The organism is Streptomyces paradoxus, from assembly GCF_014202475.1.
Classification (GTDB): domain Bacteria; phylum Actinomycetota; class Actinomycetes; order Streptomycetales; family Streptomycetaceae; genus Streptomyces; species Streptomyces paradoxus.
In genome coordinates this window covers 179,670-194,715 of sequence record NZ_JACHGV010000013.1, presented here as the reverse complement: position 1 = coordinate 194,715, position 15,046 = coordinate 179,670, and the positions used below count along the sequence as shown (strand labels likewise).

The 15,046-nt window shown below is 70.8% G+C and carries 15 protein-coding genes; 10 read left to right on the top strand and 5 right to left on the bottom strand.

All coding sequences use genetic code 11. The annotated features are described in order from the left end of the window. Positions 1–438 (top strand): GTP 3',8-cyclase MoaA family protein (locus HNR57_RS33155; RefSeq protein ID WP_513822159.1); only part of this gene is annotated, 438 nt, incomplete at its 5' end. A gap of 89 nt (positions 439–527) precedes the next feature. Here the strand turns inward: HNR57_RS33155 and HNR57_RS33150 are convergent. Beyond that, positions 528–1,145: a TetR/AcrR family transcriptional regulator gene (locus HNR57_RS33150; protein ID WP_184565997.1), complete on the bottom strand. Its 618-nt coding sequence runs from the start codon at positions 1,143–1,145 to the stop codon at positions 528–530. Between the two features lie 99 nt (positions 1,146–1,244). Here HNR57_RS33150 and HNR57_RS33145 point away from each other — a divergent pair, with 99 nt between their 5' ends. After that, positions 1,245–2,183, top strand: a complete 939-nt coding sequence (locus HNR57_RS33145) for an aldo/keto reductase (protein WP_184565995.1) — start codon at positions 1,245–1,247, stop codon at positions 2,181–2,183. A 100-nt stretch (positions 2,184–2,283) separates the two neighbouring features. Here HNR57_RS33145 and HNR57_RS33140 read toward each other — a convergent pair whose 3' ends face one another. Next, on the bottom strand, positions 2,284–3,153 hold the full coding sequence (locus HNR57_RS33140) for a helix-turn-helix domain-containing protein (protein WP_376772315.1): 870 nt from the start codon (positions 3,151–3,153) through the stop codon (positions 2,284–2,286). Between the two features lie 329 nt (positions 3,154–3,482). On the opposite strand from HNR57_RS33140, the gene HNR57_RS33135 reads away from it, so the two are divergent. The 3 genes from HNR57_RS33135 to HNR57_RS33125 all read left to right on the top strand — a co-directional run bounded on the left by HNR57_RS33135 (position 3,483) and on the right by HNR57_RS33125 (position 5,497). After that, the gene (locus HNR57_RS33135) at positions 3,483–4,148 is read left to right on the top strand and encodes an SDR family NAD(P)-dependent oxidoreductase (RefSeq protein ID WP_184565991.1); all 666 of its coding nucleotides are present in this window, start codon (positions 3,483–3,485) and stop codon (positions 4,146–4,148) included. Between the two features lie 204 nt (positions 4,149–4,352). Then, positions 4,353–4,700, top strand: coding sequence for a cyclophilin-like fold protein (locus HNR57_RS33130; RefSeq protein WP_221343332.1), 348 nt, complete (start codon positions 4,353–4,355; stop codon positions 4,698–4,700). Between the two features lie 29 nt (positions 4,701–4,729). Beyond that, positions 4,730–5,497 (top strand): SDR family NAD(P)-dependent oxidoreductase, encoded by a 768-nt coding sequence (locus HNR57_RS33125; protein WP_184565989.1) that lies wholly within the window; start codon positions 4,730–4,732, stop codon positions 5,495–5,497. Positions 5,498–5,795: 298 nt separating this feature from the next. Here the strand turns inward: HNR57_RS33125 and HNR57_RS33120 are convergent, their stop codons facing one another. From HNR57_RS33120 to HNR57_RS33110, 3 genes are all read right to left on the bottom strand, one after another. Further along, positions 5,796–7,016 (bottom strand): metallophosphoesterase, encoded by a 1,221-nt coding sequence (locus HNR57_RS33120; RefSeq protein ID WP_184565987.1) that lies wholly within the window; start codon positions 7,014–7,016, stop codon positions 5,796–5,798. A gap of 192 nt (positions 7,017–7,208) precedes the next feature. Continuing rightward, positions 7,209–8,966 (bottom strand): lysyl oxidase family protein, encoded by a 1,758-nt coding sequence (locus HNR57_RS33115; RefSeq protein ID WP_184565985.1) that lies wholly within the window; start codon positions 8,964–8,966, stop codon positions 7,209–7,211. 450 nt (positions 8,967–9,416) lie between these two features. After that, on the bottom strand, positions 9,417–10,112 hold the full coding sequence (locus HNR57_RS33110) for a GAF and ANTAR domain-containing protein (protein ID WP_184565983.1): 696 nt from the start codon (positions 10,110–10,112) through the stop codon (positions 9,417–9,419). Between the two features lie 232 nt (positions 10,113–10,344). Here HNR57_RS33110 and HNR57_RS33105 point away from each other — a divergent pair, with 232 nt between their 5' ends. The 5 genes from HNR57_RS33105 to HNR57_RS33080 all read left to right on the top strand — a co-directional run bounded on the left by HNR57_RS33105 (position 10,345) and on the right by HNR57_RS33080 (position 15,016). Continuing rightward, positions 10,345–11,145, top strand: coding sequence for an endonuclease/exonuclease/phosphatase family protein (locus HNR57_RS33105; RefSeq protein WP_184566020.1), 801 nt, complete (start codon positions 10,345–10,347; stop codon positions 11,143–11,145). Positions 11,146–11,339: 194 nt separating this feature from the next. Further along, positions 11,340–13,058, top strand: a complete 1,719-nt coding sequence (locus HNR57_RS33100; protein WP_184565981.1) for a SpoIIE family protein phosphatase — start codon at positions 11,340–11,342, stop codon at positions 13,056–13,058. Positions 13,059–13,411: 353 nt separating this feature from the next. After that, positions 13,412–13,933: a GNAT family N-acetyltransferase gene (locus HNR57_RS33090; RefSeq protein ID WP_313675432.1), complete on the top strand. Its 522-nt coding sequence runs from the start codon at positions 13,412–13,414 to the stop codon at positions 13,931–13,933. 1 nt (position 13,934) lies between these two features. Continuing rightward, positions 13,935–14,447, top strand: coding sequence for a hypothetical protein (locus HNR57_RS33085; protein WP_184565977.1), 513 nt, complete (start codon positions 13,935–13,937; stop codon positions 14,445–14,447). A gap of 23 nt (positions 14,448–14,470) precedes the next feature. Continuing rightward, positions 14,471–15,016 (top strand): AAA family ATPase, encoded by a 546-nt coding sequence (locus tag HNR57_RS33080; protein ID WP_184565975.1) that lies wholly within the window; start codon positions 14,471–14,473, stop codon positions 15,014–15,016. The last annotated feature ends 30 nt before the right edge of the window (positions 15,017–15,046 follow it).

Sequence of the window (15,046 nt, the reverse complement as noted above, 5' to 3'; positions counted from 1 at the left end):
CTGCGCTTCATCGAGCAGATGCCGCTGGACGCCCAGCACGGCTGGAAGCGCGACGGCATGATCACCGCCGGGGACATCCTGACCTCCCTGCGCACGCGTTTCGAGCTGACCGCCGAGGGCGAGGAGAAGCGCGGCTCGGCCCCGGCGGAGCGCTGGCTGGTCGACGGCGGGCCGCATGTGGTCGGTGTCATCGCGTCGGTCACCCGCCCGTTCTGCGCGGCCTGCGACCGCACCCGCCTCACCGCCGACGGCCAGGTCCGCACCTGCCTGTTCGCCCAGGAGGAGACCGACCTGCGCGCCGCCCTGCGCTCCGGCGCCCCCGACGAGGAGATCGCCCGCATCTGGCGCCTGGCCATGTGGGGCAAGAAGGCGGGAGCGGGCCTGGACGACCCGACGTTCGTGCAGCCCGACCGGCCCATGTCGGCGATCGGAGGTTAGAAGGGGGTGCGTACGGCGAGGGCGTGGCCCTGGCTGACGAATCTGTGGCCCCTTACAGCCGGGGTCGCTGCTGCTGGTGAATCCTTCTGTCAGGAGCCAGCGGCTGCTGTCGGGGCTGCGTCGTCGGCGGTGGCGGGGAACAGGCGCTGGACGGCGGTGACGATGGCGGCCCGGCGGGCTGCCAGGAAGGCGTCGCGTTCCTCTCCGAGAGGAGCGAGGTCGGTCTGGCCGGCCCACGACAAGGCCAGCTGACTGACGAACACGAGGATGTCCTCGGGTTCCCACGCGGGGTCGAGGTGGCCGGCGTCCTGTGCCTTGCGCAACTGCTCGATCTTTCGGTGCAGGGACTGCTGTACCGGGTCGTCGGGGGGAGTCTCCCCGGCCGAAAGTTCCAGTTGGCCCCACATCATCAGCCGGTGGCGTTCGGGATGGCGGGTGGCGTGGTCATGCATGCGGCCGGCGTAACCCGGAAGGTCGGTGGGGTCCATCGGGACGGCTCGGGCCATGGCCGCCAGTTCCCGGCCGGCGACGAACCGGTAGAGCGCCTCCTTGCTGCGGAAATACGCGTACACACGTTCCTTGCTGGTGCGCGCTGCCTTGGCTATCCGCTCGACCCGTGCTCCCGCGATGCCGTGGCGTGCGAACTCGGCGGTAGCCGCGGCAATGATGCGATCGCTGGTGGTGTCGGTGCTGCTGCGGGAGACCATGAGCCCCAGCTTACCCAACCGAACCGTTCGGTTTGGCAGCGGCGCCGGGCAGGTGTAGGGTCAAACCGAACCGTTTGGTATGGCATGCGGGAGTATCCAATGCAACAGCGCACTCTGGGCCGGCAGGGCCTGACCGTCTCCGAAATCGGCTACGGCGCGATGGGCACCGCCTTCGGCTACGGACCCTCGGAAGACACCGGGTCGATCACCGCGATCCGCCGCGCCCACGAGCTCGGCGTGACCCACTTCGACACCGCGGAGATGTACGGCTGGGGAGAAGGCGAGAAACTGCTCGGCCACGCTCTCGCGCCGATTCGCGACGAGGTGACGATCGCGACCAAGTTCGGCCTCACACCGGCCTTTGCTCCGAACTCACGGCCGGAGCACATCCGGGAGGTCGTCGACAACAGCCTCCGCAACCTGAACGTCGAGGTGATCGACGTGCTCTACCAGCACGGCCCCGATCCCAGCGTCCCGGTCGAGGACGTGGTGGGCACGATGAAGGAATTCGTCGACGCCGGGAAGGTCAGGTACCTCGGTCTGTCCAACACCGACGCCGAGTCCATCCGCCGCGCCCACGCGGTGCACCCGATCTCGGTCCTTCAGCACGAGTACTCGATCTTCGCCCACGACTCCGAGCAGTTCTTCCCCGTGCTGGAGGAACTCGGCATCGGGCTCGTCGCCTACTCCCCGCTCGCCCGCGGTTTCCTCAGTGGCGCTGTCAAGTCCCGCGAACACTACGACGCGAGCGACATCCGCCGGATGATCCCCTGGTGGGCCCCGGAGAACTTCGAGCAGAACGTCTCCATCGTCAAGGAGCTCACCGAAATCGCGGAGAGCAAGGACGTCACGTTGTCGCAGCTTGCCCTTGCCTGGTTGCTGGCCCAGAAGGACTACATCACCCCGATCCCGGGATCGCGCAACCCCGAGCGGGTCGCGCAGAACATCGCCGCCGCCGACCTCGAGCTCACCTCCGACGAGCTCGCCCGCATCGACGAGCTCGCACCCGACGGCGGCATCGGCGGACGAGGCATGTGAGGCCCGCACTCGTCCACCGGAGGCCCGGCGGTCGCCGGCATGTCTCCTGCCGGGGCGCACCGCGCCGTCCGTCTGTCTTCGACGGGCGTGGTCCCGGTGGTCAGGTGAGAGGGGGAGACGCCGGCAGGTCCTGATCGGCGGCCCAGGAGGCGAGGATGCGCAGCCGTTCGTGTGTGGGGGAGCCGGGGGCGGCGGTCCAGACGGTGAGGTGCTGGTCGGGGTCGGTGTTGGCGGTCAGGGTGTCCCAGTCCAGGACCAGTTCGCCGACCACCGGATGGTTGAGGGTCTTCGTGCCCACCGTGCGGGCCGCGACCCGGTGATCACCCCACCACTGGGCGAACTGTTTGTCCCGCAGGGACAGTTCACCGACCAGCTCGATCAGGCGCGGGTCCTCCGGATACTTCGCGGCCTCCATCCGCAGCTGGGCCACCGCGAGCCGCGCGGAGGACTCCCAGTCGGCGTACAGGGTGCGCATGGCCGGATCCGTGAAGATGATCCGCGGGTAGTTGCGGTGCTTTTCCGGGATGCGGGAGAAGTCGGTGACCAGGGCGGCGGCCAGCGCGTTCCAGGCGAGGATGTCCCCGCGCCGGCCCTGCACGATGGCCGGGGTGGCGGTGAGGTCGTCCAGGACCCGCTGCAGTTGCGGCTGGACCGTCTGCCGGCCGCGGCGCTTGGTGCGGGTGGTGGTCTTGCCCGCGAGCTGGAAAAGGTAGCCCCGCTCGTCGTCGTCCAGGTGGAGGACCCGGGCGAGGACGTCCAGCACGGGCGCCGACGCCTGCATACGGCCCTGCTCGAGGCGGGTGTAGTAGTCGGTGCTGATGCTGGCGAGCTGGGCGACCTCCTCACGGCGCAGCCCGGCGACCCGGCGGGGCCTGCCGGTGTCAGGCAGTCCGACGGTGCGCGGGCTCAGCTCGGCACGGCGCTTCTTGAGGAATCTGCCCAGCTCGTTGAGGGGAACATCGCTGGTCATGCCGCTCAGCATGACACCGAACGGCTCTGAGGAAGGAGGGAGAGTTTCCTCCTAGGATGTTCCTCTCCCCGGATGTGTTTCTCCGCTTTTCGCCCTTGCCTGGGCGTGTGAGGCTCGACCTGGAGCAGCTTCTGCCCGCCCCAGCACGCGAACCCCTCGCACCGAAGGAAGGCCCACCCATGCGCGGAGCAGTGGACCCGCACGAGGCGCGGGTCGATGGCGTGGAGACGTGCTTCTCTCACGTCGGACTGCGCGGCGATCCGGTGCGCCGCGCTCTCAAGGCCCTCCTCGAGCGCTGAGCGGAGCCCTTCCGACCACAAGGACTCACCATGACGACCTTCGCCCTCATCGGCGCCGGGCCCGGCCTCGGGCTCGCCACCGCCCGCCGCTTCGGAACCGCCGGCCACACCGTCGCCCTCATCTCCCGCAATGCCGAGAAGTTGGAGGCACTGACCAGCGACCTCGCCCGCGAAGGCATCCAGGCGCGGGGCTTCACCGCCGACGTCCTCGACATCGAATCACTGGAGGCAGCCCTGTACTCGGCTGCGAAGGCTCTGGGACCCGTCGAGATCCTCCAGTACAGCCCCGTGCCCCGCGCCGACTTCATGAAGCCGGTCCTCGACACCCGCGCGGACGACCTCGATGCGCCCCTGTCCTTTTCCGTCAAGGGACCCGTCACAGCCGTGAACGCCGTCCTGCCCGGCATGCGCGCCCTCGGCCGCGGCACCCTGCTGTTCGTCAACGGCGGCAGCGCCGTACGTCCCCACCCCGGCCGGGCAGGCACGTCGATCGCCTTCGCCGCCGAGGGCGCCTACGCCCGCATGCTGCACGACGCGCTCGCCCCGGAGAACATCCACGCGGCCCAGCTGGTCATTCCCGGCGCGATCCGGCCCGACGCCGAGCACAGCAGCCCCGAAGTCCTGGCCCAGCGCCTGTACGACATCCACCTCGAGCGAGACGGCTTCCGCCACTACGCCGAGACCCTGCCCGACTGACGCCCCCTGGAGGGTGCCGTGACCCCGACCACCCGTTCCGGCCTCGCCCGAGCCGTCCCGACCGCCTTGCTGCTTGCGGTGACCGCCTGTACCGACGAGGCGCCCCCGTCCCCGTCTTCCCCGCCCTCGTCCTCCACCTCCGCGTCACAGCGAACGCCGACCACCCCGGCACCAGCCTCACCGTCTGATGACCAGGACACCGCCATGAACATCCGGCTCACCATCGACGGCCACCGGGCCAGTGCCACCCTGAACGACAGCGCCACGGCCCGCGACCTCGCCGCCCTGCTCCCGCTCACCCTGAATCTGCGCGACTTCCACCGGACGGAGAAGATCGCCGACCTGCCCCGCAGGCTGGACACCTCCGGCGCGCCGGACGCCGCCGAGGCCAAGCCCGGTGACCTGGCGTACTACGCACCCTGGGGCAACCTGGCCCTCTACTACCGAGGAAGCGGCTCCAGCGACTCCGGCCTGATCATCCTCGGCCGCGTGAACGGCGACACCGAGCGCCTCGCCAACGCCACCAAGGTCACCATCGAAGCCGCCTCCTGACCCGGCCCACTCTCAACGGAGAAATACACGTGAACCCCACCTACGACTTCACCGGCCAGGTCGCCCTCGTCACCGGAGCCGGCTCCGGCATGGGCCTGGCAACCGCCCGCGCCTTCGCCGAGTCCGGTGCCGCCGTCGCCCTCACCGACATCGACGAGGCCGCGCTCCACGCCTCCTCGAAGGAACTCACCGACGCCGGCCACCAAGTCCTCGCCCTCCCCTGCGACGTCACCGACGAGGACCAGGTCGCCGCCGCGGTCGACCGCACCGTCGAGACCTTCGGCCGCCTCGACATGGCCTACAACAACGCCGGCATCCAGATCCCGCCCAGCGACGCCGCCGACGAGGCCTCTGAGATGTTCGACCGGGTCAACGCCATCAACCTCCGAGGCGTGTGGGCCTGCATGAAGCACGAGTTGCGGCACATGCGAGCCCAGGGCGGCGGCGCCATCGTCAACTGTTCCTCCCTCGGGGGCCTGGTCGGCCTCCCGGGCCGGGCCTCCTACCACGCCTCCAAGCACGGCGTGATCGGCCTGACCACCAGCGCGGCCCTGGAGTACGCCCCGCGTGGTGTCCGTATCAACGCCGTCTGCCCCGGCACCATCGACACCCCCATGGTCAATGACATGATCGCCAAGGGGGAACTGGACCGCGCCGAGGCCGAGGCCAACCAGCCCATCAACCGGCTCGGCACCGCCGACGAGATCGCCCAGGCCGTCCTGTGGCTGTGCAGCCCGGGCGCCGGCTTCGTCGTCGGAGTGGCCCTTCCCGTCGACGGCGGCTACGTCGCCCGATAACGGCATGGGAGCCGCCGTCATGCATTGGACGTCGGCTCCCACGGCAGCATCAGGTATCAGCAGACGGCGAAGGGACCGCCCCCGTCCCACGCCTCGCGTCTAGCGTCGGCCAGGCGGTCGCGCACCAGACGCGGCTCCACGTCGAACGACAGCACGCCCGCCCGCGAGCGGTGAAGGCCGGCCCATCCGGCAGCGCTCTGGTAGACGGGGACCCGTGGTGGGCGAACGCGGCCAAGGAGTCGAGCACTTCGACCACCGCGACCGCGGATGCTCTGAGCCGCGGGGGAGGGTGCGCTGACTAGACCGATGGGGGCAGGTGCGGGGAGCGGAGTACGAGCAGGGTGATCTCGCTGGGGGCGAAGACGCGGAACGGCGGGCCCCAGAAGCCGGTGCCGCGGCTGGTGTAGAGGAGGGTGCGGGGCCCGTGGTGGCTGAGGCCGGCGAGGGCGGGCTGGTCGATGCGGACCAGGTGGTGGAACGGCCAGATCTGGCCGCCGTGGGTGTGGCCGGAGAGCTGGAGGTCGATTCCGGCTGCTGCCGCCCGGTCGATGAATGTGGGCTGGTGAGCCAGGAGCAGGACGGGTAGTTCGGGGTCGGCGCCGTTCAATGCTCCGGCGAGGTGGGCGCGGTGGCCTGCCAGGCCGGAGGACTCGGCGGTTACGTCGTCCACGCCGGCGACCACGAGGGTGTCGCCCCCGCGTTCGAGCAGCAGGTGGCGGTTGCGCAGCGGCTCCCAGCCCAGCTCGTCCATCAGGTCGACCCAGCCCTGGGCCTCGCTGTAGTACTCGTGGTTGCCGGTGACGTAGACCCGGGCCCGGGTGGCCCGCACGGTTCCGAGTGGGGCGGCCTGGGCGCGGCGGCGTTCGGCCGTGCCGTCCGCGATGTCGCCGGTGTGGCAGACCAGGTCGGCTTCCAGGGTGTTCACCGTCTCGCACACCCGCGCCGACCAGCGGGCGCGATCGAGGGGGCCGTAGTGGGTGTCGGTGATGAGGACGACACGGAGGCCGTCCAACCCGGCGCCCAGCCGTGGCAGGTGCACATCGAGTCGGCGCACTCGTGGCACGCGGCGGGCTTCGGCGTACCCCCAGGCGAGGAGCAGGGCAGTCACACCGAGGACGGCCCACGTGACGATTCGGGCCCGGTCCTGACTCTCGCCGGCGCCGGCCACGGTCAGGGCGAGCCGCAAGAAGATCCCGAGCAGAACGGACCAGGTGAACAGAACCCAGCTGGTGCCCAGCAGGGTGTCACCGATGATCGCCGCCCGGTCCTGTTGGCGCCTGCCGTGGCCGCGCACCATCGCGAGCGGCATACATATGAGGCCGAGGACGAACAGGGCGGTGCCGGCCACTGTGACGGGCAGCGGCCAGTGCTGGCCGGTGTACAGGAGCACCCAGCAGGGCACGGTCCACAGCAGGACGGGAGCGATCAGAGGGATGTAGCGCATCAGGCGGTGCAGCCGACTCTGCCGCGGAGCATGCGCTCCGCTGTCGGCGGGCCGGGTGTCGCTGGTGCCGGTCACGCTTCCCCTCCCTGACCAGGTAGCCGTCTCGCGCACTGTATCCGGTCGTCTTCGGTCCGGCCGGACGGGCGTTGCGGGGAGCGGCCCCGCGGGGCGTACGTGAGCGACGACCTCCCGCTCAGGGATGATGCCGACGGCCGTGCCCCCGCCCTGCTCTCGGGCGGGGGACACTCTTCCGGTCGCGCGGTGGGGTCAGTTGGCGTTCACCAGGTCGTGCGCCGGCACGGTGACCGTCCGCTTACCCGGCGTGCCGCCGAGCACGATCTTCCGCAGGGCACTGTTGTTGGCGAGGTTGGTTTCCTTCAGCCGCTTCTCGGGGTTGGCCAGCACCTGGATGTAGTAGGTGCCGTTGGGCACGCTGGTGATGTCGAACGACTGGCCCGGCAGGTCCTGGGTGTACGTGTCACCCGATCCGACGTCCAGCACCTCGCGGACCGAGATCGAGTTCTCCTCACCGCAGGCGGTGGCCAGGTCCGTGTTGTACGGGTGCCAGTTGGCGTTCTTCACGGTGTAGTCGATCGCGTCGGTGTTGGCCAGGCAGAACGCTTCCTTGCCGCTGCGCACGGCCTCCTTCTTGTCGGCCTTCAGCAGCCGGTAGCTGGCGAAGTCGGTGAAGTGCCAGTGCACGTGCCCCGGGCGCGGGTCCCACTCCATGGTGCCGGTCGGGGTGTAGCCGACCTGCTTGCCCTTGGCGTCGTAGAAGTACTGGAAGGCGTCCATCTTGGCCTTGCCGGGCGAGCGGAACCCGTCCACCACGAGCTGCGCCGGGCCGGCGTTCCAGACGTTGGCACTGAACGCCAGGTAGTCCTTGCCCGGGATGTCCTTGTCGCCGTCGCTGATGGTGATGCCGTAGGCCGGCAGCGAGCGCAGGTCCGGCTTGGGGACGTCCGGGACGGAGGGCTTGCCGGCGGGCCGCTTCGACAGCGGCTTGAGAGCGGGCGCCTGACGCGAGCCGTCGGTCTGGCCGCCGACGTCCCTGGCCTGCTGAGACAGTGCGGACTGCTGCTTCTTCTTCAGCGCCCACGGCAGGGCCGGCGGCGCGGCCTTCAGCGGACCGTGGCCCACGTTGTACGAGGGACCCGCACCGCTCGTCACCGGCGCGGCAGCCTCGGCGCGGCTCGGGGCATGCCCCGGCCCGTGACCGGCGTGCGCGGTCGGCGCCTGGTGACCGGCACCGTGCCCGGCGTGCTCGCCGGCCTTCGCGGAACGGGGCGCCGCCCCGGTGGAGCCTTCCTCGCCCTCGTCGCTTCGTTCCACCACGGTCACCTTGACCGTGGCCGCCTTGTCGGCGATGCCGAACAGGTCGCGGTACTTCTTGGCGACACCGACCTTGGCCGTGTACGTACCGGCCGGCAGCTGGACCGGCGCGCCGTAGGAGCCCGCGTAGGTGTTGGCCGCCCAACCCTTCTCGATGCCCCACACGGAGCCGAGGGTGAAGGGGTTCGTGGGGCAGCTCTCCGGATACTTGGACTTGGAGGGCGCGTCGGGCCGCACGCGGCCGCTGGCGTTGTTCGGGCAGAAGCTCTCGCTGCGGGTGAGGACCTTCTTGCCGGCCTTGTCGGTGAGGGTGATCTCCGAGAAGCCGGGCAGTCCGGAGAAGTCCTTCACGGTGCCCGTGGGCAGCTTCTTCGCCTTGGGCTTGCCGCCCTCGTACACGGTCTGGGTGATTGCCACCGGGTCCTTGTAGGACTTCCGGGTCACCTTGAGCTCCAGCGGCGTCCCCTCGGCGATGAGGTAGGTGCCGAGGTCCAAGTACACCCCCGGCTCCTCCTTCCAGGAGGTGAGCGTCACCGAGGTGGTCGCCGCGACGAGGCTCAGCTCGGGGCCCTTCGCGCCCTTCGCAGGCTCCTGAGCGGCGGCCACGATGCCGGCCGTAACGGCCGTCACGGCGATGGCCGTGGTGCCGGCGAGCAGCGTACGCCGCAGCCGAGCGGTGCGTCTTCTGGTCATGGTTCCCTCGTCCTCCGGTGCTGTGAGAAGGAAGCAGGCGGCGCGGCGCGTCCGCGAGGTCCGGGCCGGGGCCGTCGCGTGGGAGGCGTTTGCCTCGCCCGCGCTGTGAGAGGAGAGGACCGGTTACGCGGTTGTCCGAAGGACCAAAAGGGGGTGCGGTGTTGGCCGAATGCCGTCGTAATGACGGGATCCGGCCGTCGGCGCGGGCGCGCCGACGCAGGTTTGTGATGGGCTCGCCGGTCTCAGCCGAGATCTCCGGAGCGGGAGGTCAGGTGCCGGGAGGCGGATCGTCGGTGAGTGGCACCAGGACCGACGACCTCCCCTCCGCACCGAACGCGTCGAGAACTCTGCCGGCAGCCGCAGCGACGTGCGTCTCCCACCGCACCTTGTGGGCGCAGGTCGCTCACCCACCCCCGAAGACACCGGCGGCACCCAGCCGTTGTCACCTGATCAAGCCTGATCGCCGGTGTGCTTGGTCCGGATCTGCTGGGCCACGTCGCGCAGCTTGATGTTGTGGTGCTGCGAGATGTTGCGCAGCACGCTGAAGGCGTCCTCGTCGCTCATCCCATGACGTTCCATGAGCATTCCCATGGCCTCGCCGATGGCGTGCCGGGTCTCCAGGGCGTGTTCGAGCTGGTCGATCGTGCGCGCGTCCGCGAGGGCGACAGCGGCGTGCGACGCCAGCAGCCAGCCGGCGGTCGCGATGTCCTCGGTGAAGGCTCCCGGGCGGCGGGCGTACAGGTTCAGCGCGCCGAAGTCCTCCTCATGGGTGTAGAGCAGGACCCCGGTCATGCTGCCGATGCCCAGCCCGCGCGCGGCCTCCGCGTACCGCGGCCAGTCCGGCTGCGGCTGGGTCATGTCCGCGACCCGGAACACGCGCTCCTCGTCCGCCCGGCGGGCGAGATCGAAGCACGGCCCCTCGCCCAGATCGCCCTGCAGACGGTCGGATTCCTCGACCATGTCCCCGCAGGAGGACAACGTCACGGCGCGGCCCTTGCGCACCGCGAGGATCCCGGCCGCGTCACAGCCCTCCACCAGCCGCACGGCCGACGCCGCGATCTCGTCCAGCGTCTGCTGCACCGATTCCTGCTTCAGCAGGGTCCGCGCGAGCAGGGCCATTTCCTCGGCGAACTTCTGCCACTCCATGCGCCACCACCCGGGTCGATCACCAGTCCGGCCACCCTACGCACAGCCTGATCCCCGCGGGGCGAAGGCGCCAGGACCGATGAGCGGGAATGTGAAAGGGGAGTACACGTGTGTTTCCGGCGCCCCCGTCCCATAACCTCGTGCCAGGAGACGTCGGCGGCCAGGTGGATGCACCGGTGAGGAGGCGAGGGTGCTCGGTAGGGGCACGAGCCCGCGGCTGCTCGCGGCCGCCATGCTGGCGGTCTGCATGGTGCTCGTCGGACCCAGCGCACCGAACGGCGGCCTCTTCGCCGGGCCGCGGCACGCCGCAGCCGCCGGGGACGTCGTACCCAACCGGGTCATGACGTGGAACATCTGCAACCCCTGCGAGGTGAGCGACGTCGACCGGGCCGCGGACATCGCCGCGTACGCGCCCCAGGTCATCGGCCTGCAAGAGGCGTGCGTGCGTGACGTGGAAAGGATCCGGGAGTATCTGGAGAACCTCCACGGGCTGGTCTACCACGTCGAGTACGGGTCCGTGCTGCGCAAATGGGGCCGCTGCGGGGGAGCGCCCTGGAGTCCGGGGGCCTTCGGCCAGGCGATCCTCTCGGCCGCACCGATGACGGACCCCGTGAACGTCGAGTATCCGGACGGCGGCTCCGAAGACCGCGGGTACATGGCCGTCACCACCACCGTGGCCGGACAGTCCGTCCGGGTCTTCAACACGCATCTCGCCCAGCGGCGCCAGGAGGCGGTCCGGGCGGATCAGACGCGCGTACTCGCGGCGGAGGCCGCCCGGCACGATCGCGCGATCCTCCTCGGCGACTTCAACGCCGTGCCGGATGCCCCCGAGCTCACCGGGATATGGGCACTGGCCACGGACGCGGACCCCCAGTGCCGTCCGTCGCCCACCGGGACCTGTCTGCCGACCACCGACTGGCAGAGCAAGTTCGACTACGTGTTCCTGCGGGGCTTCGTCCCGCTCAGGCACCGTGTGCATCCGACGCCGTACTCGGACCACCACCTGCTGCACACCGACGTGAAACCGGTCTGAGCAGGCGTCCCGGCCGGCTCTGCCCGTTTCCCGCGACCGCAGGTCAGCGGGTCGGCACCCGGTGATCAAGGTGCTCGCAGGACGCGGTGTCGCCCGGCGACGTGGAATCCTCCGTCGTAGGGGCATACGGGGAGGGCAGGTAACCAGGGCATGCCGGCGACAGGGACGCCGGCCCGATCAGCAGGGAGTCCGCGATGACGGGGCCGGAGCACGCGGAGACCGTGAACGGGCCGTCCGTGCCGACAGCGTCCGTCGTGCTGGCCGGGACCCTGGAAGCCATCGGCACGGGCGCCTACGTCGTGGACGAGCAGGGCTGCATCATCGCCGCGAACACCCGCGCCGAGCAGCTCCTGGGCCGGTCCGCCGACGACATGATCGGCCATGACGCGCACGACCTGCTGCACCGCGGCCCCCAGGGGGAGTCCCTGCCGAGGACCCAGTGCGCCATGCGGCAGGCCTTCCACGCCGGGCGCACGGCCCAGGCCGACGAGGACTTCTTCGCCTGCGGCGACGGCACGCTGCTGCACATCTCCTGGCTGATCACGCCGTACGACGTCGGCGGCCGGCACGCCGCCACGCTCGTCGTCTTCCACACCCCCCACCAACCGCAGGCCGCGGACCCCCGGCCGCAACCGGCGGCCCAGCCCCTGTCGGAGCTGCACCGGCTGGCGCTGCTGGCCGAGACCACCGCGCAGCTGACGTCCACGCTCGACGTCGACGAGGCGCTGCGCCGACTGGTGGCCCTGGTCCTGCCCCGCCTCGCGGACTGGGCGGTCATCGACCTGATCACCGAGCGCGACGAGGTGTGGCGTACCGTCGTGGTCCACGCCGACGGTGACACGCTCACGCACCGCGAGGATCTGCAGGGGCCGATGCCGCCGATCCCGGAGGAGTCGCCGATGCCCCTGTCCAGGGCCCTGCGCGGGGTCGCCTCCAACCTGGCCGGCCCGCAGACCTACCAGGGGCCACCGGACTCCGGCATCGCGGTCGAGCAGCGCCACCTGTTCGACGCCACGGGGATGCACTCCGCGGCCATCGCGCCCATCCGCAGCACCCGTGCGGTCCTGGGAGCGCTGACCCTGGGCCGCGACGAGACTCAGGCGGCGTTCACACCCGGGGACCTCCCCCTCATCGAGGACATCGCCCGCCGGGCCGGCCTCGCTCTGGACAACGCCCGCCTCTACCAGCGCCAGCGCAAGGTCGCCGAGACCATGCAGAACCATCTGCTGCCCCAGATGCCGGGCGTCTCGGGTCTGCAGATGACCGTCCGCTACCTGCCCGCACCCGACGCCTCACAGGTCGGCGGCGACTGGTACGACGCCTTCGCCCTGTCCGACGCGTCCACCGCCCTCGCCATCGGGGACGTCGTCGGGCACGACCTGGAGGCGGCGGCCGGCATGGCGCAGGTCCGCAACATGCTCCGCGCCTACGCCTGGTCCCAGCACGAACCCCCCAGCCGCATCGTCGAACGGCTCGACGAGGCGATCCAGCACATCACCGACGTCACCATGGCCACGACGATCTTCGCCCGGGTCGAACCGGCCGAAGACGGCAACTGGCAGCTGTCCTGGACCAACGCCGGCCACCCCCCGCCGCTGCTGATCAGCCACGACGGCCTGGCCCGCTACCTCACCGAGGGCCACGGCATACTCCTGGGCACCCAGACCGGCGCCCGGCGCCCGGACGCCACCGCGCAGCTGCCACCCGGCTCCACCCTGGTGCTGTACACGGACGGCCTCATCGAGGCGCCCCGCCGCACCCTCGACGAGGGACTGGACCGACTGCGCCAGCACGCCGCCGCCCTCGCCCACCGCCCCCTCGCCTCGTTCACCGACCAGCTCCTGCACCGCGTCCGCCCCTCCGGCAACGACGACGACGTCGCCCTCCTCGCCGTGCGCGTGCCCGGGCGCTGATCCGGAACGGGCTGTACGCAGGGGGCCGGGTCTCATCCGCCCGGGGTACTCGGCACCGCGCTGCTCGCGCCGTCGCGATGCTCGCGCACCGCGATCCGGGCCGGCTTCGTCAGCATCATGCCGTTGCGGATCGAGACGACGTAGTCCACCGGGAGGCCGTGCATCCGGATGCCGGGGCCCGCAGCGGATGCCAGTCGAGGACGAAGAGGGTGTTCTCGCCCCAGGGGATCAGGTTCATGGCGGTGCGGGCCGCGCGGCTCCGGCACCCGCAGGCACGGCGAGGCGGCCCGGCCCGCCGCGGAAATCGCTGGTGAAGGGCGACGGGCCGCACCCATACTGACGCGGTGGATCCAGTGACTCTCGAGACCGCGCGTCTGGTGCTGAGGCCCTTCGGGCCGGCCGACGCGGACGCGGTGTACGACGCCTGCCAGGACGAGGACATCCAGTTCTACACACCGGTTCCCGTGCCCTTCCGACGGCACGACGCCGAGAAGAGGGTCTGTCAGGAGTGGCCACAGGGCTGGGCCGGCGACGACAACTACATCCTCGGAGCGTTCCGCAAGGACACCTCGGCGCTCGTCGGCTCGTACTGCCTCACCAGGGTGAGTCAGGGCGTGTACGAACTCGGCTACTGGGCCGTCAAGGAGCAGCGCGGCCGGGGCTATTCGGTCGAGGCCGCGCGGGCGCTCTGCGACTGGGGGTGGGCCACGCTCGACGTCCACCGCATCGAGTGGTGGGCCATGACCGGGAACACCGGCTCGCGTGCCGTCGCCGAGCGGCTGGGATTCACCGTCGAAGGCACGCTGCGCAACCGCGGCATCGCCAACGACGGCAAGCCCCACGACTGGTGGGTCGGCGGAATGGTGAGGCCCTGACGTGGAGCATGCGGGAAGAGCGGGCCTGGTGGGGCGCGGGGTGAGAGTGGGCCTGCTCATGGCGTGCGTACCGGGCATCCCGTGGGCCGCTCTCGCCCTGGGGGTGGCCCTGGTGGAGTTCCTCCGGGGAGGGGACACCGAACTCGCCGCCCGCGACGTGCGCTACGGCGTACTGCTCACGGGGGGCAGCCTGCTGGCCGGTGTGCTGATGGGCCTGGTCCTCGCCGGCGGACTGGCCCTCGCGTCGCGCGTCCTCACCCGCCGGTGGGGACTCACCCTCACGGGAGCGCTGCTCGGCGCGCTCGTCTTCCCCGCCGAGTTCCTGGTCGTCGCCATCGGCACGGACGGGGCCGTCGCCCAGCTCGGCACGACCTTCCTCGCATGGCCGTTCCTGACGGCGGTGGCGGCTGCGCACAGCACGGACATCGCGGGCCGCACCCGCAAACGCACCTGGCTGTGGGCGTCGGGGCCGGCACGGGGGCAGACGCCGTCGTCCGTTGCCGACAGCGCCTGAATGCCGGCACCGTCCCTCATAGGATGGCCCGCGTGATGGTGGGGACCGAACAGACCCGGCTGGTCGTTCTGAGGGGCAACAGCGGGGCCGGGAAGTCGTCCGTCGCGGCCGGGGTCCGTGAGAGGTTCGGGCGGGGGCTGGCGCTGGTCGGACAGGACAATCTGCGCCGGATCGTGCTGCGGGAAAGGGACCGGCCCGGGGCGGCGAACATCGGTCTGATCGATCTGACGGCCCGCTACGCCCTGGACGCCGGGTACCACGTCGTGGTCGAAGGGATCCTGTACGCCGACCACTACGGCGGGATGCTCACCCGGCTGCGGGCCGACCACCGCGGGCCGACCCATGCGTACTACCTGCACGTGCCGTTCGAGCAGACCCTCGTCCGCCATGCCACCAAGCCGATCGCGCACGAGGTCGGCGAGGCGCAACTGCGTGACTGGTACCGCGAACTGGACCTGCTGCCCGGCGGCATCGAGGCCGTCGTCGGCGCCGACAGCACCCTGCGCGAGACCGTGGACCGCATCATGCACGACACCGGCCTGGCAGGCCTCCCTGCACTCGACCGCTAGTCACCCGACCGTACGCACCGGGCAGGGCGT